Below are 18,742 nucleotides of genomic sequence, written 5' to 3' on the forward strand. Positions count from 1 at the left end.
CGTCCCTTCTCTCCGCTGCGCGGAGAGAAGGTTGGAAGCAGCACTTCACTCCACCCGGGATCCGTATCATGACCATCGAGCTGCTCGTTCTCGGCGATTCCTCGATCAACCGCATGGTCGAGAGCGTCAAGCTCGCCGAGGCCAACGGCTTCGACAAGGTCTGGCTTGCAGACGAGCGCTTCTACCGCGAGGTCTATTCCTGCCTCTCGATCTTCGCCGTCAACACCTCGCGCGTGAAGCTCGGCCCCTGTGTCACCGATCCATTCGCGCGGCACCCGGCGCTCACCGCCATGGCGATCGCGACCCTGGATGAGATTTCCGGCCAGCGCGCCATTCTCGGCCTCGGGGCCGGCATCTCCGGCTTCGGCGAGCTGGGCATCGTCCACAACAAGCCGCCGCGCGCGATCCGCGAGTCGATCGCGCTGATCCGGGAGCTGCTCAAGGGCGGCCAGGTCGATTTCCAGGGCGAGGTCATCAAGTTCAACGACGGCCATCTGAGCTTCAAGCCGGTGCGGTCCGACATCCCGATCCATGTCGCCAGCAACGGCCCCCTGGGGCAGCGTGCGGCAGGGGCCGTCGCGGATGCGCTCATCATGGAGGCTTGCGGCTCGGTGGCTGAGGTGCAGGCGCTGAAGGCCGAGATCGTGCGCGGGGCGCAGAAAGCCGGGCGTGATCCGGCCGAGGTCAAGCTGGTCGCGCGCCTGAACGCCTGCGTCGACAACGACGGCCGCGCCGCCCGCGATGTCGTGCGGCCCGGTGTCGCCCGCCTGCTGGGCCGCGGCTCGCTGAAGCTGGCCACTGCCGAAGCGGAGGGCCTGACGCTGCCGGCCGACGCCGTCGCCTCGGTGGGACCGGCGCCCTACGCCGAGGGCGTGAAGCCCTATCTGAAGCTCCTGCCGCTGGTCTCCGATCGTCATGTCGACGCCTTCACACTGGCAGGCACCGCCGATGAGATCACCGAGCACGTGATTGCGTTGCGCAAGGCGGGTATCGATTCGATCATCATCCGGCCACTGGCCAGCCCGGGCTGCTCGATCGACGATACGATCAGGATCTTCGGAACCCGTATCTGGCCAGCGGTGGAGGCTGCGACCCCGGCATGAGCTTCCAGGTGCACCATCCGCAGTCCGTCGCCGACGCGATCGCGCTGTCGCAGCAATTCGGCGATGCAGGGCGCTTCATCGCCGGCGGCACGGATCTGGTCATCCAGATCAACCGCAAGCGGCAGACGCCGGCGCACCTGATCGATCTCAATCGCCTGGACGAGCTGGCCGGGATTGCGCAGACGCCGGATGGCTTCGCGATCGGCGCGCTCGCGACGCACAAGGCGGTCGAGCGGCATCCGCCGTTCCAGGACGCATTGCGTGGCCTGGTGGAAGCCGCGCGCGTGGTCGGTGGGCATCAGGTCCGCAACATCGCGACCGTCGGCGGCAACATCGCCAACGCATCGCCGGCCGCCGATGTCGTCGTGCCGCTGCTGGCGCTGGACGCCCGTGTATCGCTGGTCGGTCCGCGCGGGGCGCGCACATTGGCGCTGGGCGATTTTCTGCTCGGGCCCGGGCGCACGGCGCGCGAAGCCGGCGAGCTGATCGATTGCATTCACATTGCACGGCTGCCGCAACGCAGCGCCACGGCGTTCCTCAAGGCTGGCCGCCGCAAGGCGATGGAGATCTCCGTGGTCTGTGTCGCGGCACGCCTCACGCTCGATGACGAAGGGCGCTGTGCGGCTGCTTCCCTCGCTCTGGGCGCCGTCGGCGCGACCGCCATGCGGGCCGGAGAGGCGGAGAAGGCCTTGGTCGGCCGCGTTCCGGACGACGCCGCGTTGCGCGACGCCGCGCAGGCGGCGGCGGCCGCCTGCAACCCGATCAGCGACGTGCGCGCCTCGGCACGCTACCGCCGCCTGCTGGTGGAGGCGCTGGTGCCGCGCGCGCTGCGGATCTGCGTCACGCGGATCCGGGAGGGGCGGACGTGATGCGCAATCCCCTGACGCTGACGATCAATGGCGAGCAGCATGACCTGCTGATCGAGCCGCATTGGACGCTGCTGCACGTCCTGCGGGGCCAGATCGGCCTTGCCGGCAGCAAGGAGAACTGCCTGGAAGCCGAATGCGGCGTCTGCACCGTGCTGCTTGACGGCAAGGCCGTGAATTCCTGCATTCTGCTGGCGTCGCTGTGCGCCGGACGCAGCATCGTCACCATCGAGGGCCTGGGCGACCCCGAGCATCTGCATCCGCTGCAGGCGGCATTTGTGAAGCACGGGGCCGTGCAGTGCGGCTACTGCATCCCCGGCATGATCCTGACCGCCAAGTCGTATCTCGACGAGCACCCGGATCGCATGCCGTCCCGCGACGAGATCCGCGAGGCGATCTCCGGCACCCTCTGCCGCTGCACCGGCTACCAGAAGATCATCGACGCCATCGCTGCGGTGGCGGCCGAGCGCGCCGGGAAAGGGGCACAAGAAGATGCGCCCTAACCAGAACACGGTCGCCGGTCGGCGGCTGCCGCGCCTCGATGGCGCCGCCAAGGCGACCGGCCGCTACGTCTACGGCACGGATGTCACCTTGCCGGGAACGCTCTACGGCAAGGTGCTGCGCAGCGACATGCCGCATGCGCGCCTGACGCGGATTGATGTCAGCGCCGCCCGCGCCATGCGCGGCGTGCGCGCCGTCATCACCAGCGCCGACGTGCCGCAAGTACGCTACGGCAATGCCGTCAAGGACCAGACGGTGTTCGCGACCGACACGGTGCGGTTCGTCGGGCATCCACTGGCGGCGGTGGCAGCCGACACGCTGGAGATCGCCGAGCAGGCGTTGAGCGCGATCGCGGTCGAGCTCGAGCCGCTGCCGCCGCTGTTCGATCCCGAGGCGGCGCTGGCACCCGACGCGCCGCTGCTGCATCCGGACTGGCAGGACTACGTCGCGCTGCCGGTGATCGCCCGCGAAGGCAATATCGCCGGTCGCTCCCGCATGCGGCACGGCGATGTCGAGGCTGCCTTCGCGCAGGCCCATCGCGTCTACGAGCACCGCTTCACCACGGCGCTGCAGCACGCCGGCTATACCGAGCCGCGGGCGGCATCGGCGGCGTGGGACAGCACCGGCGTGCTCACCGTGTGGTCGAACGGCCAATTGCCGTTCGAGGTGCAGGCCACGCTGGCTGACATCCTGGAATTGCCTGTTTCGCGCATCCGCGTGGTGGTCCCCGGCATCGGCGGCGGCTTCGGCGGCAAGCTGCGGATCGGCGTCGAGCATTTCGCGGCGCTGCTGGCGCGCCAGTCCGGCCGTCCGGTGAAGATGATCACCACCAGCGAGGAAGAGCTGATCGCGGCGCATCCGCGCCAGGCCGCGATCATCACGGTGAAGACCGCGGTCAGCGCCGACGGTCGGATCCTGGCCCGCCAGGGGCGTGTGGTCGTCGATTGCGGCGCCTGCTCGGGCTCGGGGCCGGGCACCGGCGCGGTCGCGCTGCAATGCCTGGTGGGTCCGTACCGCACACCGAACCTGCTGATGGAGAGCCTCGCCGTCTACACCAACAAGGTGCCCAGCGGCTCGTTCCGTGCGCCGTCCGGTCCGATGGCGAACTTCGCCGTCGAATCGCAGATGGACATCATCGCGAAGGATCTCGGCATCGATCCGCTGGAGATCCGGTTGCGCAACATCGTGCGTGAAGGCGACCTCGGGCCGGCCGGCGAGGTCCTGAAGGATGTCAGCATCGAGGAATGCCTGCGCCGCGCCGCCGATGCCATCGGCTGGCATGACCGCGCCGCAGAGCCGGGCCGTGGCAAGGGTATCGCCTGCAGCTGGTGGATGACCACGGGCGGCTCGTCGGCCGTGTTCATCAAGCTCAACGGCGATGGGACCGTGGCCCTCACCAGCGGCGCCGTCGAGCTCGGCACCGGCGCCCTCACCGGCGCGGCGCAGATCCTGGCCGAGGAATTGTCGCTCGATCTCGAGGATGTGCGGGTCGCGACCGTCGACACGCTGCATGTGCCCTACGACTATGGCGCGCAGGGCAGCCGTACCGCGTTTTCCGTCGGCAATGCCTGCCGGGCCGCGGCGGCCGATCTGCGGCAGCAGCTGTTCGCGCTGGTCGCGGCCCAGCATGGCGTGCCGGCCGAGGAGATGATGCTGCGCGACAAATGCGTGGTCGCGGGCGACAAGCGCATTCCCCTGGCCGACATTGCGCGCCAGCAATACACGGGCGGCGGGCTCGTCGCGCGCGGCACCGCGCTCAATCCGCCGCCGGCCTACGATCCCGCACGCGTGGAGAACCACCCGCTGCCGGTCTGGAACACGCCGAGCTTCCACGCGCACGCCGCCGATGTGAGCGTCGATACCGAGACCGGTGAGGTGACGATCAATCGCTACGTGGTGGCGCAGGACGTCGGCTATGCGATCAACCCGACCTACATCGAAGGCCAGATCGAGGGCGGCGTGAGCCAGGGCCTGGGCCAGGCCTTGTCGGAGGAGATCGTCTACCAGGACGGGCGCGTGCTGAACGCCAACCTCACCGACTACAAGATGCCGACGTCGCTGGACGTGCCGCCCATCGAATCGATCCTGGTCGAATGCCCGAGCGCCGCCGGCCCATACGGCGCCAAGGGTGTCGGCGAGCCGCCCTGCATCGAGCCGCCGGCCACCATCGCCAACGCCGTCGCCGCGGCGACCGGGTTGTGGATCACCTCGCTGCCGATCACGGCCGAGAAGATCCTGCTGCGCTTGAAGGGCGAGCCGTAGCGCCTACCGGCCTGCGGTCGCCATCGGCAGCGACGGATCCGTCGCCCACTCCTGCAGCGAGTTGTCGTACACCGTCACGTCACGGTGTCCCAGCACGGCCTTCAGCGCGAAGGCATCGCCGGTGGCGGCGATGCCGCCGCCACAATAGGCGACGACCCGCCTGCCGTCGCGCGCGTCGACAGTCTCGAAGATCTTGGCGAGCTCGGCAGGCGACTTGAAGGTATTGTCCGGATTGAACAGCCCGGCCGCCGGCACGTTGAGGCTGCCGGCAATGTGGCCTGGCCTGCCGTAATGGACGGGGCTGCTGCCGTCATGCTGTTCCGGCCGCAGGCAATTGACGACCACGGCGTTGTTGTCGTCCAGGGCTGCAAGCACGCCCTGCTTGTCGACAAAGGCCTCCGCCCGCGGCCGCGCCGTCAGCGCCGCCGGCGGATAGGTGCGTGCCGCCTTTTCCAAGGGGCGTCCCTCCGCCATCCACTTCTTCAGGCCACCATCGAGGACGGCGGCACGGTCGAAGCCGATCGACCAGAGCAGCCACCAGACGCGCGTTGCCCACCAGATGTCGCCGTCGCAGTACAGCACCACGTCGCTGTCGTCGCCGATGCCCTTGTCGGCAAAAGCACGGGCCAGCGTGTCGGGCCGCGGCGCGGTGAAACGCAGCTTGCTGGCCGGATCGGAAAGGTCGGCCTGCAGGTCCAGCAGCACGGCACCGGGAATGTGGCCGCGCTCATCGTAGAGCCGACGGCCGGTCTCGATCGTGAAGCCACCCTCCGGCCGCGGCCGCAGGAAGGTCGTGCAATCGAAGACGAGCGGAGCCGCCGGGCTGCTCAGCCGCGCTGAAAGGTCAGCCGTTGAAATCAGGACATCCACGATCACCTCCGCCATGGCCGGCGGCGAGAATGGATCATGATGGGGGAAGGGCTCAAGGCCATCGGCGTTCGCAGTGCGAATATCTGCGACACGCCACACTTTGCGACCTAATATCTGCACGCCCTTGGATCCGTATGGGGATCCAAGGCCGGCCGGCGCAGGTCGCAATTGCACCGGCCGGCAGGAGGATGCGTTCGCATATAACTTAACGAACGCCTTGTTTCTAACTTTCCCAAAGACTTGTGTCAATCCTGTGATGTGCTGTGACAATCCCGTGGATGTGAATTCGCATTCATTGTGTTATTTGCACGCGCGACCTACGATGGGCGGTAGGTATTGTTCCGCAGTGCGATTGATCAGGGCTTGGCGTAACGCGCCCGAGCCGCCGTTTCCAGTGCCGCGCAGGTAAGCGAATCGATATCGAACAGCTCGGCCAGCAGGTCCAGCACCCCGATTTCGGTGTCGCGCACCTGGCCTTCGGAGGCGATCAGATCGCACGCCAGGGCATAGGCCGTCTCGCCGAAGCGCTTCGGCACCGTCTTGCGGATGAAGGCTGTCACCTTGTCCAGCCCGCCATCGGCGACCAGCGCCGTGGCGCAAGCCTCCGTCACCGTCGGCAGGCGGTCGGCTTTGAAGCCTCTGAAGACGGGCAGGTGCTCGACGAGGTCGCGCATGGTGTCGACCTCGGCCGGAGACAGGTCACGGTCAGCCGCCGATGCCAGCACCATGGTCCAGATCAGGCCGTCCTGCAGTGCCGACATGGTCGCTCCTTCTTCCGATTGAATCGCTGTCGCCCGGTGTGCCCGGCGTGGCGAGACGGGTCAAGCGGGCGGCCGGCTCGACGTGCCGGCGTCCGATCTCTATGGTGCGTGGCGCGGAGCGTCCCGCTCTGTCCCGTCGTCTCGTTCCGTGCGGGCCGCGTGCACGTCCTTCTCACCGTCGCCTTTCCCGTCTTCGCCCTGATCGGCATCGGCTGGCTCGGGGGCCGGTTGCGGCTGCTGGGACCGCACGGCACGATGGCGCTCAACGGCTTCGTCGGCTGGTTCGCGCTGCCGGCCATGCTGTTCACGGCGCTGGCCAAGGTCAGCATCGCCGAAGTGCTGAACGGCGCGTTCGTCATCGTCTTCGGTGGCAGCATGCTGCTCACCTACGTCGCCGGGATGGTGGCTGCGCGCCTGATGTCGGGGGCGCGGCTGGCCCATATGAGCCTGTTCGGCCTGTCGGCATCATTCGGCAATGTCGGATACATGGGCATCCCACTTTGCGTCACGGCATTCGGGCCTGAAGGCGCGTTGCCGGGAACCCTGGCGGCTGTCCTCGGCGCGGCCGGCATCCTCACCTTCGGGCTCATTCTTGTAGAGGTCGATGTCCAGCGCGGCCACGGCGCTCAGGCTGCGCGCGGGCGCGTGCTGCGGGCGGTGCTGCGCAGCCCGATCGTTCAGGCGGTGGCGCTGGGCGCGATGGTCAGCGCGCTGCGCATTGCGGTGCCGGAGCCTGTGATGCACTTCCTCGACCTGCTCGGCTCGGCGGCCGCCCCCTGTGCCTTGTTTGCCATCGGCCTCTTCCTGTCGGACAAAGGGCTGGGCTCTGCGCGGCGCGAGGTTTTCGTGGCCAGCCTCGGCAAGGTGCTGCTGCAGCCGTTGATCGCACTGGCGCTGCTGCCCTGGTTCCTCGACCTGGGGACGATGTGGGGCAAGGCTGCGGTCCTGTGCGCGGCGTTGCCGACGGCGGCCAACGCCTTCGTGGTGGCGAAGGAGTATGAGACGTTCGTCGAGGGCGCCTCAGGCACCATCCTGCTGTCCACGGTCGCGTCGGTGGCCACGGTGTCGGCGCTCCTGGTGCTGCTGAGTATCGGCTGATGCGATAGGTAGCGTGCGCGCGCGCCGCTACCCACAAAAGATTTGATGAAGGCCTATTGCGCGCGTCATACTTTCGCGTCCGCGGAAGCGCATCGCGGTCATGCGAAGGAGTGGGGAATATGCTCCAGGAGTTCAAAGAATTTGCAATGAAGGGCAATGTCCTTGATCTCGCCATCGGCGTGATCATCGGCGCTGCGTTCGGCAAGATCGTCGAATCCTTTGTGGGCGATATCATCATGCCGATCATTGGCATGTTCGGCACGGTCGACTTCTCGAACCTGTACATCGTGCTGAAGGGCAGCGTGCCGGCGGGCGCTTCGCTGGCCGACGCCAAGAAGGCCGGCGTCGTGCTCGGCTATGGGAACTTCGTCACGATCGCCATCAACTTCCTGATCATTGCCTGGGCCTTGTTCATGGTGGTCAAGGGCGTGAACCGCATGAAGCGCGCGGAAGCGGCCGCCCCGGCGCCGGCGGCGCCGTCGCCGCCGACCCGCGACCAGGAGCTGCTGATCGAGATCAGGGATCTGCTGAAGAAGCAGTAGAGCTCAAGCCGGCCCGCCGGCCGACTCCAGGAACAGCCTGGTCTCACGCACTGCGTCGGCGAGGCCGATGCGGTGGATCGGAACGCCGGCCGGGAAGGCTGTCATCAGCCGCGATGGCAGCCGGTTGTCCAGCATCACGAACACGCCGTGGTCGTCAGCGCGCCGCACCAGGCGGCCGAAGGCCTGCTTCAGGCGGAAGCGGGTGAGCATGTCATCGTACGCGTTGGGCGGATGGCCCTCGGCACGGTAGGCGAGCTTGCGTGCCCGGTGAAGGATATCGGGTCGCGGCCAGGGCACGCGGTCGAAGACGATCAGCCGCAGCGAGCGCCCCGGCACATCGACGCCGTCGCGCACCGCGTCGGTGCCCAGCAGGCAGGACCGTTCCTCGGCGCGGAAAATATCGACCAGGGTGGCTGCGTCCATGCCGCCGATATGCTGCGCGTAGAGCGGGATGCCGTGCGCTTCCAGCGGCTCGGCGATGCGGCCATGCACGGCCCGCAGCCGGCCGATGGCGGTGAACAGTCCCAGCCCGCCGCCATCGGCGGCCAGGAACAGCTCGCGATACGCGGCGGCCACCTGCTCCAGGGAGTCGCGGCCGACGTCGCGCACCACCAGAACCCGGGTCTGCGTCGCATAGTCGAAGGGCGAGGCGACGGCCGCCCGGATCGCCGGCGCGGTGAGGTGCCGTGCGCCGGTGCGGGCCTCGGCCACCTGCCAGTCGGCGGCCTCCTGGGTGGCGACCCCGATCGGCGGCGCCGGTGGCGGGTCGTTGGCGCCGCTCCAGTCGCGCAGGGTCGCCGATGTCACTACGACGCCATGCGCCGGCTTCACCACAGCCTCGGCGAACGGTTCCATCGGGTCGAGGTAATGCCGGTACATGCCGACATCGATCTCGCGGCCTTCGATGCGCGCGATCGCGAACCAGTCGACGAACGCCTCGCTGGGGGTATCCGACTCCAGCGCCCGCAGCATGGCGATCCATGCCCGCAGCTGCAGCTCACAGCGATTGAGCAGCGAGCGCGAGACGCCTTCGATGCGATTGCGTGTCGCCGTGTCGAGCTCCGCCGCCTCGTCGTCGAGCTTGGCGCGCAGCGCCTGGCGCAGCGCTGCAGCCGGACGCAGGAGCCGCTCCAGCGTCTCGACGCAGCTCTGCGCCGCCCCGACGAGGCCGGGCGCCGTCGGGCGGACGTCACATTCGATACCGTAGGCGTTCTCGTCGGCGGTGGAGCGCGCCAGGACCTGCTGGCGCACGAGGGCGAGAAACTCCTCGGGTGCGCCCAGCACGGTGCCGTCGGCCAGGCGCGTCTGCCAGTTGGCGGCCGGCAGCTCGCGCGCCGCCGCCAGCAGGGTGCGAAGCGCGCCGGCGATGGCTGCGTCGTCCTCGGCCAGCTCGGCGACACGGCGCTCCAGTCCGCGTGCCCGGCTGCCGCGCCGTCCTTCGGCGCCCAGCAGCCAGCGCCGCAGATCGGCGGTCTCGATGCCGGTCAGGTGGGCGGCGAAGGCGCCATCGGCAGCGTCGAAAAGATGGTGGCCCTCGTCGAACACATAACGGCTGGGTCGCGCATTGTCGTCCAGGCCGCCCGTGGCTGCCTGCATCATCACCAGGGCGTGGTTGGCGACCACGATGTCGGCATGCCGCGCCCGGCGGATGGTGCGTTCGACGAAGCAGCGCCGATAGTGCTCGCAACCGGCGTAGATGCACTCACCCCGATGGTCGGCCAGCCGCATCAGGCGGCTGCGCCCGATCAGGGCGCCCAGCCACGCCGGCAGGTCGCCGCCCACCATGTCGCCGTCGCGGGTGGCGCTGATCCAGCGCGCCAGCAGGCCCAGGCCGACAGCATTGGCAGGATTGGTGATGGCGCGCTGCGCCGCTTCCTCGAAGTTCAGCAGGCAGAGATAGTTCTCACGTCCCTTGCGGATCACGACCTTGCTGCGCTTGGTGATGCGGTCGGGGTGCAGCCGGTCGAGCTCGTTGTCGATCTGGCGCTGCAGATTGCGCGTGAAGGTCGCGATCCATACCGGCGCCCCGTTCTTTTCGGCCCATAGCGAGGCCGGCGCGACATAGCCGAGGGTCTTGCCGACGCCGGTCCCGGCTTCGGCCAGCACGACATGAGGCTCGCCTTCGCGCTCGCGCGGCCGGAAGGCCAGCGACACGGCCGAAGCGTAGTCGCTCTGCGTCGGCCGCGGCTCGGCCGGTGCGCCGCCCCGCGCCAGGAGCTGCGCCAGCCGGCTGCGGGCTTCCGGCGGCTCCACCGGATGCGATGCCGGCGGCGTCGCCGGAGGATCGTCCTCCCAGATGGGCAGCCGCTTCCAGACGTCGAGCCCGGCCAGGCCGCGCGGCCGCGGCGTCTGCGGCGCGATGCCCAGCGCCTGCAGCACCGCCGCTCCCCATGGCCATCCGCCATGGTGCATCGCCAGCGCCAGCGCCTGGGTTTCGGGTGGCTCGCGATGGGCGCGGTCGGCGATCTCGTCGAGCAGGGCCGAGATGACCGCGAGCAGGGTGCGCGCCTCGGCTTCGGTGCTGGTCGGGAGCGGCAGGTCGAGGGCTTCCGCCAGACCCCGCACGGTCGGCAGGCAGAAGGTCGCCGGGCGTGCGAACGCAAACAGCTCCAGGGCGTCATGGGCCGGGAAGTCCTCGAGGCCCAGCCGCAGGGCGGTCGCCGGAAAATGGCAGACCACCGGCATCTCCAGCGTCGCGCGCGCCCGGGCCGCGCTGTGCGTCAGAGTCTCGACCGCGCCGTCCCAGCCTGCCCATGCCGCCGTGCTCGCGGTCACGACCAGTGCCGCGGGCTGGCTTCGGGCACCGCCGGCGGGTGGCAGGCTCTGCATCATGGCGCGGGCATAGCACACCCGGCGCAGGCTCCGGATGCATTCACGGATGCGATCGGCTTTTTTTCGACAGAATTGTTACATAGAACATTACGGTCCCAAGACGGAATAATGACAAGGCCCGCAACGTGGTCACCGACCGCGCCGCAGTTGATTCCCTCCGCCCGTCACGCACGAAGGCCATCCTGAGCGCGCTGCTGCTGGTCGCGCAGCTGCTCTGTGCCGGCTGGATGGCCTATCTCGTGCAGCGTGATGAGAGCGGGCTGCTCCAGCAGACCTATGTCTTCCTGATCTTCGGACTGCTGGCGCTGCTGGTGTATGGCGTCACGCGCCGGCCGGCTTTCAGCCTGGGGCTTGTGTCGCTGTTCATCGTCGCCATCCACGCGCTGTCGCTGGCCAAGTTCGAGTATCTGCGGGCCCCGATGCTGATCGAGGACGTCTCGCTGCTGCTGCGGCCTGAGATCAGCGACCTGCTGCTGCAGGGCTATCCGCAGCTGTCGTGGATCTTTGTCGGTGGCCTGGCCGTGTTCACCGCCTACTGCATCGCCGCGGTGCGGCTCGAACCGCCACGACCGGCCCGGAACCGCGCATGGACGTCGGCCGGTGCTATCGCCGTCGCATTGGCAGGGCTTGTCGTGGTGGTTCCCGGCCCCGGGCCGCTGTCGGTGGCGACGGCGGAGGATGCCGATCCGTCGACGGCCAACAGCGACTGGGACGTGATCAGCCGCTTCTTCGCGTCGTCCATGCATATGGGCCTCAAGCGGCCGGTCTTCGCGGCGCCGATCAGCCCCTGGCTGGCCACGGGCGTGGCAGCATCTCCGGCGGTCTCGGCAAGGCGGCCCGACATTGTGGTGGTGTTGGAGGAATCGACCTTCAACCCGCAGCGCATCCTGCCGTTCTGCACGCCGGACCTTTGCGAAAAGCCGTTGCTGACCGGCATGCCCAACAGCGCGGCCGTCGGTCCGCTGCGGGTGCACGTGGTCGGCGGGCTCACCTGGCTGTCGGAGTTCGCCCTGCTTGCCGGGATGCCGCATTCGCTGTTCGGCCAGGCCGGGCAGTTCGCGCCGTCCAAGGTCCTGCCGCGGGTCAAGTACACATTGCCGCGCTGGCTGAAGATGCTGGGCTACCGCACGGTTGTGGTCTACCCGGTCGAGAAGCATGCCTATGGCGGCGCGGTGTCCTATCCGCTCTATGGCTTCGACCAGGTGCTGCCGCACCCGCTGATCACCAGCGGCCATCGCCAGGGCTACTGGGACCTGTCCGACCGCGAGATGCTGGCGTATGTGCGGCAGGTGATCGCCGAGGAGGACGCCAAGCCCGACCGGGCGCCGCTGTTCATCTTCATGCTGACCCTGCAGCAGCACGGGCCGCATGCTGCCGCGCTGAACGGTCAGCCCCCACGCGACGACCGGCCGACGTTTCCCACCATCGAGCGCGAGCTGAACGCCAAGCTGAACGACTACCTGACCCGGCTGGCGTGGTCGAGCGACGCCATGCGCGATTTCGATGCGGCGATGGCCCGGCGCGGGCAGCCCTATGTGCTGGCCCATTTCGGCGACCATCAGCCCTCCTTCGAGGGCCTGCTGCGCGGCGTGCCCAAACGCCCGCAGCCCCAGCGGGCGCCGGCCGACTTCGTCACCTACTTCAACATCCAGACGGGCGGCGGCCTGCCGCGGTCCGGCTATCGCGTGTCGGCAGCCTATCGGATGCTCGATGTGGCGCTGCTGGGCGGCCTGATCCTCGATATCGCCGGGCTGCCCAAGGATCCATATTTCGCGGCCAATGTCCGCCTGCGCGAGCGTTGCGAAGGCCTGTTCACCGAGTGCGCCGACACCGAAACGCTCTCAGCGTACCAGCAATACATCTTCGACGAGCTGAGCGCCGTCGCGTTCTAGCTCGTGCTATGGCTTGTCGCGGCCCTGGGAGATTGACGCTGTGCCGGCGCGTCCCTAGGTTGGCCGTTTCCGCGCGGACGCGGATTTTGCGGCACACCTGAAAGCAGCGACTCATGAGCACGGAGCGGCAACTGGCGGAGCAGGCACGAGCCTGGCCTTTCGAGGAAGCGCGCAAGATCGTCGCGCGGCTCGGCGGGGCGGACGTGTCGAAAACGCCGGCCAAGGGCTACGTGCTGTTCGAGACCGGCTACGGCCCTTCAGGCTTGCCGCATATCGGCACCTTCGGCGAGGTCGTGCGGACCACCATGGTGCGCCAGGCATTCCGTCGCCTGTCGGACATCCCGACCCGGCTGTTCTGCTTCTCCGACGACATGGACGGGCTGCGCAAGGTGCCCGACAATGTCCCCAACAAGGAGATGCTGGCAGCGCATCTGGGCAAGCCGCTGACGTCGGTGCCGGACCCGTTCAGCAACGAGCATCCCAGCTTCGGCGCGGCCAACAACGCGCGCCTGCGGGCTTTCCTCGATTCGTTCGGCTTCGACTACGAGTTCCAGTCGGGCACCGACTGGTACAAGTCGGGCCGCTTCGATCCCATGCTGCTGGCCATGCTGCGGCACTACGACGAGATCCTGGCCGTGATGCTGCCGACGCTGGGGGAGGAGCGGCAGCAGACCTACAGCATCTTCCTGCCGATCTGCCGCAAGACCGGCCGCGTGCTGCAGGTGCCGGTGGTCAAGATTGACCCCGACGCCGGCACCATCGTCTACCGCGACGAGGACGGCAGCCTGGTCGAGACACCGGTCACGGGCGGCAACGTCAAGCTGCAATGGAAGGCCGACTGGGCCGGACGCTGGTTCGCGCTGGGCGTCGACTACGAGATGTACGGCAAGGACCTGATCCCGTCGGCCGAGCTCAGCGCCAGGATCGTGAAGATCCTGGGCGGGCGACCGCCGGAAGGGTTCAACTACGAGCTCTTCCTCGACCAGGAAGGCAAGAAGATCTCCAAGTCCAAGGGCAATGGGCTGTCGGTCGAGGAGTGGCTGCGTTACGCACCGCCCGAGAGCCTGGCGCTCTACATGCATCAGCAGCCGCGGCGCGCCAAGCGGCTCTATTTCGACGTGATCCCGCGCGCCGTCGACGAATACCTGTCGCTGGTCGAGAAGCTCCCGAAGGAGGAGCCGGCCAGGGTGATGGAGAATCCCGCCTGGCATGTCCATGACGGCAAGGCCCCCGAGCATCATGCAGGCGGCGTCAGCTTTGCCATGCTGTTGAACCTGGCGGGCGTGGCGCACACCGACGACAAGGACGTGCTGTGGCAGTACCTGCGCCGCTATGTGCCGGGCGCCACGCCGCAAAACGCGCCGTACCTCGATCGGCTGCTGGCCAACGCGGTGGCCTACTACGTCGACTTCGTGAAGGCGCACAAGAAGTTCCGGCTGCCGACGCCGGCGGAGCGGGCGGCGCTGGCCGATCTCGCCGACACGCTGCGCCGTCTGCCGGAGGATGCCAGCGCCGAGTTCATCCAGAACGAGGTCTATGAAGCCGGCAAGCGGCACTTTGCGCAGGCCGAGCTGCGGCAGTGGTTCAAGACCCTCTACGAGGTGCTGCTGGGCAGCGAGCAGGGCCCGCGCATGGGCGCCTTCATCAAGCTCTACGGCCGCGATAACGTCGTGCACTTGATCGACCGTGCGCTGGCCGGCGACGATCTCGGCGAAGCCGCATAGGCGGCCTCCCAGCCGTTTGAGAGCCTTTGTGATGTCGTCGCCAGGCTTGTGGTCGAGGTGGCTGGCGACGCTTTCGGCCAAAGCCGACACGGATGGCTTTGGCAGCCAACTGGGTTGAACCTTTTCATAGTCCGGCTTTGTCATAGTGGTCGTCGGTCCACAATTGTCTGAAGCGCCTTGCCTTGAAAGGTACGAGTTGCTCCCACGGCAGCGAGAGTGGGTTTTTGTACCTTATTTGTGCACAATTGTCAAGCTCTTCTCGTCAGATACGAGCAAATGTCACGACGCCCACACGAGGTAGATGCGCTGTCGGACTGACTTCGCGAGTGGCAGTGGCCGTGTAGCGTGGGGGCGCCTTCATCAAGCTCCGCCGCCAGGACAACATCGCGCGCCTGATTGAGCGCGCTGGCCGGCGAAAATCTCGCAAAGTCGCATAGGCTCATTTCAAGTTCCCGGAGATACCTTCGGCCAGGGCAGTCTGCGCTTGCCATAATATATTCCGTAGAATATAAAATGAATTCCATGGAATGTTATGGGGATCGACATGGCCATGGCCCGACGCAATTTCATCCGCGTGATCGGCGGCGGCATCGTTCTGGCAGCAGGGACGGCGGTGGCGGTGCCGCGGCTGGATGCCATGCCGGCGGCTGCGGTCGAGGGTTGGCGCGGCCCCAGGCCGCAAGAGCGCGACCCGCGGCGGCGTGCGCTTGCGTGGGCGATGCTGGCGCCCAATCCGCACAACATGCAGGCCTGGCTGGTGGACCTGAGGCAGCCGGACGAGATCGTGCTGTATGTCGATCGCGAGCGGTTGCTGCCGCAGACCGATCCCTTCAGCCGGCAGATTGTCGTGGGGCAGGGGACGTTCCTCGAGCTGCTGGTCCTGGCGCTGGCAGCCGACGGCTATCGCGCCGAGATCGTGCTGTTTCCCGGTGGCGAGTTCGAGGCCGAACGCATCGATGCGCGGCCCGTGGCGCGCGTGCGGTTGGTCAGGGACAGCACGATCAAGGTCGACCCGCTGTTCGCCCAGATCCCGCACCGGCGCTCGATCAAGACCGAGTATGCGAAGCAGCCCGTGTCGGCGGCGCACCTGGCGGCCCTTGCGGCGGCGCACCGCGCAGTCAGCGACCTGACGCTCGATTTCGCGACCGATCCAGCGGCGCTCGATGCGCTGCGTGCGATTGCCGCCGGCGCGAGCGAGGTCGAGATGATGACGCCGCGCACTCACAAGGAAAGCATCGACCGCCTGCGCATCGGCGCCGATGAGATCGCAACCCATCGTGACGGCCTGGTGCTCACCGGGCCGATGATCTGGGCGCTGCGCCACGCCGGCATCTTCACGCGCGACAAGGCGATGACCCCCGGCACGCTGGCCTGGAAAGGCGGCCGCGACGTCATCATGACCGGCTATGCCAGCGCTGTCGCCTTCGGCTGGATCGCGACACCGCTCAACACGCGCACGGCCCAGATCGCGGCGGGGCGTGCCTATGTGCGGCTCAACCTGAAGGCCACCGAGCTGGGGGTGGCGATGCATCCGCATAGCCAGGCCCTGCAGGAGTTCGCCGAGATGGCTGACATGCATCGCGCCATCCACAAGGCGACCGGCATGCCCGATGGTCACACCGTGCAGATGTTCTTCCGCCTCGGCTATGCTGCCGATCCTGGGCCGACGCCCCGTCGGTCGCCCGACAGCATCGTGATGGCCTGAGCATGCCAGCAGCGCGCCGCACCCCGCAGCAGGACACGGCATCGCCGGCGCCCGCATCGGCAAACCCGCTGCCCTTCCGTATCGTCAACTGGATCGGCATCATCGACCAGCTTGTCGGCACGCAGGCCAACCGGCTGCTGAAGGATCATGGCTTGGCGCTGCCGCAATTCATCATGCTGAACCACTTCAGCCACCGTCCGGCCGAAGGGAAGACGGTGACGAGCGTGGCGCGGGCCATGCAGCAGCCGCAGCCCGGCATCACCAAGACCATCCGGAAGCTGCTGGCCAAGCATTGGCTGCGCGAGGAGGCAAATCCCGAGGACGGCCGCTCCAAGCTGCTGTTCCTGACGCCGGCCGGGTTGGCACGCCACAATCAGGCCGTCGCCGTTTTCACGAACGCATTGACGCCGGCGTTCGACGGCTGGTCATCGGCCGAGCAGGAGCAGCTGTTCGCCCGGCTCGACCGGCTCAAGAGATGGCTGGATGACAACAGGTGACGCCGCGGGCGACGTCACCCGGCAACGGCAGAATCCTCAACAGATCCGCTGCGTGTGCGCGTAGTCGCGGTAGAGCTGGGCAGCCTTGCGCCCGATCGGGCCCGGCTGCAGCTCACGGCTTTCATAGCGGATCACCGGCTGCACCTTGCCTGCGTTGCCGGTGGTGAAGATCTCGTCGGCGCTGTCGAGCTCGCCCGGCAGCACGGTGCGCTCCTCGACACGGGTGCCGCTGCCACGCAGCAGCTGGATCGTGCGGTTGCGGGTGATGCCGGCAAGGAAGGTGCCGTTGGCGATCGGCGTGATCGCAACGCCGTCCTTCACCAGGAAGATGTTGGAGCTGCAGGTCTCGGCCACGTTGCCCAGCGCATCGAGCACGACGCCGTTCTGGAAGCCGCGGGCCAGGATCTCGGCCACGCCGCGCGACGAGTTGGGGTAGAGGCACGACGCCTTGGCGGCGGTCGGTGCGCTCTCCGGCGTCGGCCGGCGGATCGTGCGGCACAGGCCCAGCGACAAACCCTGCCCGTTGGGCAGCGGCGAGACATAGACGCAGAGGCAGAACCTGGTGCTGGTGGGATCGATCGAGATCGGGCCGGGGCCCCCCTTGGTGGCCCAGAACATCGGCCGCACATAGAGCTCGGCCTTGCTGCCGAACCGTCTCACAGCTTCCTTGGACAGCGCCAGGATCTCGTCCGCCGTCTGGGCAGGCTGAAGCCCCAGGGTTCGCGCCGAGCGCACCGCCCGGGCGGCATGCAGGTCCAGGTCCGGGCCGCAGCCCTCATAGGCGCGGCCGCCGTCGAACACGATCGAGCCCAGCCAGAAGGCATGATCCCGCGGCCCCATCAGGGCCGGATTGCCCTCGTGCCACTTGCCCTCCCAGAAGGTCAGGGTATCCATTCTTGTCCCTCCGCCCGTGCGGGCCATTGGAGGGCGGAAAATAGCAACTTGGCTGACCTATTCGAGTCAGAAATTGTCCGGTTACACCTATCCGGATTGCACCCTGGTGAATGCTGGATCGCCGTTACCTGGATCAGCGGGCCCAGGACGTCCACGCCCACCAGATGAGGCCAGCCGCAGCCAGGATGGGCAGGATCACGACGAGGGCAGCGGTAGTGCGAGAGAGGCTCAGGCCGGCGTCCAGGCGGCGTGCCGCCTCGTTGCGGGCGTCGCTCAGCACGATCGCCGGGGTGAGGTGCAGCGCCCCCCACAAGATCAGCGGCACCACCACGGCATCGTCGAGCAGGCCGACCACCGGGATGGCATCCGGGATGAGATCGATGGGGCTGAAGGCATAGACGGCCGCGCCGAACACCAGGAACTGCACGGTCCAGGGCGTGCGCGGATCCTGTGCCGCCAGCCAGACGGCGAGCGCCTCCTGTTCCAGGCGGCGTGTCCAGCCATGCGGGGGTGCGATATGGATCATCCGTCCCTCCCTTGTTCGCGAAACCGGCTCGCAGGGTCAGGTCTGTCGGGACGCTTGGCAGTTTGCGCCGGCGCGCGGTGGACGTCCAGCGATGCGTGATGCCCGTCAGGGTGCGTGGACGTACTCCAGCTTCAGCCCGTCCGGATCGGTAAAGAAGACCGCGTAGTAGCCGGGGCCATACTGCGGATACTCGGCCGGCGGGTCGAGAATGGTGGCCCCGAGGTCCATCAGGTGTGCGTATAGCTGATCGACGTCGGCGCGACTGTCCGCACGCCATGCAACGTGATGCAGACCCGGCGCATACCGGTCATGGGGGCGTGTGCGCCCGTCGCCTTCGGCCTTGACGATGCCGATCGAGCACGAACTGCTGCCGTTCGGCGTCACGAGATCCCAGTCGAAGCCACGCGCGTCTTCCTTGACGCACCGATAGCCCATCAAGCCCAGCACCGCCTCGTAAAAGGCACGCGAGGCCCAGGGGTCCTTCACGGTGAGATCGAGGTGATGGATGGCGCCGCGCATGGTTTGATTGTGCCTTCGTTAAGCCAGTCATTCAGGATGAAACCCGCTTGTCGAGTATAGACAATCTGGCGATTTCCCAAGTCAATGGCAGGGGCCGGTTGTGTCCGCTGGCCGACAGAGGCCTCTCGGGTCTAGACTGCATCGAACGAA

General features: G+C 67.6%; 16 protein-coding genes. 10 read left to right on the forward strand and 6 right to left on the reverse strand.

Annotated features, from left to right (window positions below; translation table 11 throughout):
* Window positions 1-68 precede the first annotated feature (68 nt).
* The 4 genes from FHP25_RS08135 to FHP25_RS08150 are packed head-to-tail and all read left to right on the forward strand — an operon-like array spanning window position 69 to window position 4,732.
* Entirely contained in the window at window positions 69-1,103 is a 1,035-nt protein-coding gene (locus FHP25_RS08135) for an LLM class flavin-dependent oxidoreductase (RefSeq protein WP_178133377.1), read from the forward strand.
* Window positions 1,100-1,972, forward strand: coding sequence for an FAD binding domain-containing protein (locus FHP25_RS08140; protein ID WP_147846425.1), 873 nt, complete (start codon window positions 1,100-1,102; stop codon window positions 1,970-1,972). The genes FHP25_RS08135 and FHP25_RS08140 overlap by 4 nt, the downstream gene beginning before the upstream one ends.
* A complete protein-coding gene (locus FHP25_RS08145) occupies window positions 1,972-2,472 on the forward strand; it encodes a (2Fe-2S)-binding protein (RefSeq protein ID WP_147846543.1) in 501 nt (166 codons plus the stop codon). Before FHP25_RS08140 ends, FHP25_RS08145 begins: the two co-directional genes overlap by 1 nt.
* Window positions 2,462-4,732, forward strand: a complete 2,271-nt coding sequence (locus FHP25_RS08150) for a xanthine dehydrogenase family protein molybdopterin-binding subunit (RefSeq protein ID WP_147846426.1) — start codon at window positions 2,462-2,464, stop codon at window positions 4,730-4,732. Before FHP25_RS08145 ends, FHP25_RS08150 begins: the two co-directional genes overlap by 11 nt.
* A 3-nt stretch (window positions 4,733-4,735) precedes the next feature.
* Here the strand turns inward: FHP25_RS08150 and FHP25_RS08155 are convergent, their stop codons facing one another.
* Both FHP25_RS08155 and FHP25_RS08160 read right to left on the reverse strand, forming a co-directional pair.
* Window positions 4,736-5,602 (reverse strand): sulfurtransferase, encoded by an 867-nt coding sequence (locus FHP25_RS08155; protein ID WP_218578260.1) that lies wholly within the window; start codon window positions 5,600-5,602, stop codon window positions 4,736-4,738.
* A gap of 356 nt (window positions 5,603-5,958) precedes the next feature.
* On the reverse strand, window positions 5,959-6,363 hold the full coding sequence (locus tag FHP25_RS08160) for a tellurite resistance TerB family protein (protein WP_147846428.1): 405 nt from the start codon (window positions 6,361-6,363) through the stop codon (window positions 5,959-5,961).
* Between the two features lie 159 nt (window positions 6,364-6,522).
* On the opposite strand from FHP25_RS08160, the gene FHP25_RS08165 reads away from it, so the two are divergent.
* Window positions 6,523-7,461, forward strand: a complete 939-nt coding sequence (locus FHP25_RS08165) for an AEC family transporter (RefSeq protein ID WP_178133378.1) — start codon at window positions 6,523-6,525, stop codon at window positions 7,459-7,461.
* Window positions 7,462-7,580: 119 nt separating this feature from the next.
* Complete coding sequence (gene mscL, locus FHP25_RS08170) at window positions 7,581-8,003, forward strand: large conductance mechanosensitive channel protein MscL (RefSeq protein WP_147846430.1); 423 nt, start codon at window positions 7,581-7,583, stop codon at window positions 8,001-8,003.
* Window positions 8,004-8,006: 3 nt separating this feature from the next.
* Here mscL and FHP25_RS08175 read toward each other — a convergent pair whose 3' ends face one another.
* Window positions 8,007-10,853, reverse strand: coding sequence for an ATP-dependent DNA helicase (locus FHP25_RS08175; protein ID WP_231712244.1), 2,847 nt, complete (start codon window positions 10,851-10,853; stop codon window positions 8,007-8,009).
* A 107-nt stretch (window positions 10,854-10,960) separates the two neighbouring features.
* Between FHP25_RS08175 and FHP25_RS08180 the strand changes: the two genes are divergently transcribed.
* The 4 genes from FHP25_RS08180 to FHP25_RS08195 all read left to right on the forward strand — a co-directional run bounded on the left by FHP25_RS08180 (window position 10,961) and on the right by FHP25_RS08195 (window position 16,653).
* Window positions 10,961-12,727 (forward strand): sulfatase-like hydrolase/transferase, encoded by a 1,767-nt coding sequence (locus FHP25_RS08180; protein ID WP_147846432.1) that lies wholly within the window; start codon window positions 10,961-10,963, stop codon window positions 12,725-12,727.
* Window positions 12,728-12,840: 113 nt separating this feature from the next.
* A complete protein-coding gene (locus FHP25_RS08185; RefSeq protein WP_147846433.1) occupies window positions 12,841-14,451 on the forward strand; it encodes a lysine--tRNA ligase in 1,611 nt (536 codons plus the stop codon).
* A gap of 550 nt (window positions 14,452-15,001) precedes the next feature.
* Window positions 15,002-16,156, forward strand: coding sequence for an Acg family FMN-binding oxidoreductase (locus FHP25_RS08190; RefSeq protein ID WP_218578262.1), 1,155 nt, complete (start codon window positions 15,002-15,004; stop codon window positions 16,154-16,156).
* 2 nt (window positions 16,157-16,158) lie between these two features.
* Entirely contained in the window at window positions 16,159-16,653 is a 495-nt protein-coding gene (locus FHP25_RS08195) for a MarR family winged helix-turn-helix transcriptional regulator (RefSeq protein ID WP_147846435.1), read from the forward strand.
* A 36-nt stretch (window positions 16,654-16,689) separates the two neighbouring features.
* Here the strand turns inward: FHP25_RS08195 and FHP25_RS08200 are convergent, their stop codons facing one another.
* The 3 genes from FHP25_RS08200 to FHP25_RS08210 form a co-directional block, all read right to left on the reverse strand.
* Window positions 16,690-17,547: a branched-chain amino acid aminotransferase gene (locus FHP25_RS08200; RefSeq protein WP_218578263.1), complete on the reverse strand. Its 858-nt coding sequence runs from the start codon at window positions 17,545-17,547 to the stop codon at window positions 16,690-16,692.
* 133 nt (window positions 17,548-17,680) lie between these two features.
* Window positions 17,681-18,073 carry a YkvA family protein gene (locus FHP25_RS08205; RefSeq protein ID WP_147846437.1) on the reverse strand — a complete coding sequence of 131 codons (393 nt, stop codon included), beginning with the start codon at window positions 18,071-18,073 and terminating at the stop codon, window positions 17,681-17,683.
* Between the two features lie 105 nt (window positions 18,074-18,178).
* A complete protein-coding gene (locus FHP25_RS08210; protein WP_147846438.1) occupies window positions 18,179-18,592 on the reverse strand; it encodes a VOC family protein in 414 nt (137 codons plus the stop codon).
* Window positions 18,593-18,742 lie beyond the last annotated feature (150 nt).

Source organism: Vineibacter terrae, from assembly GCF_008039615.1.
In the GTDB taxonomy this organism is placed as follows: Bacteria; Pseudomonadota; Alphaproteobacteria; order Reyranellales; family Reyranellaceae; genus Vineibacter; species Vineibacter terrae.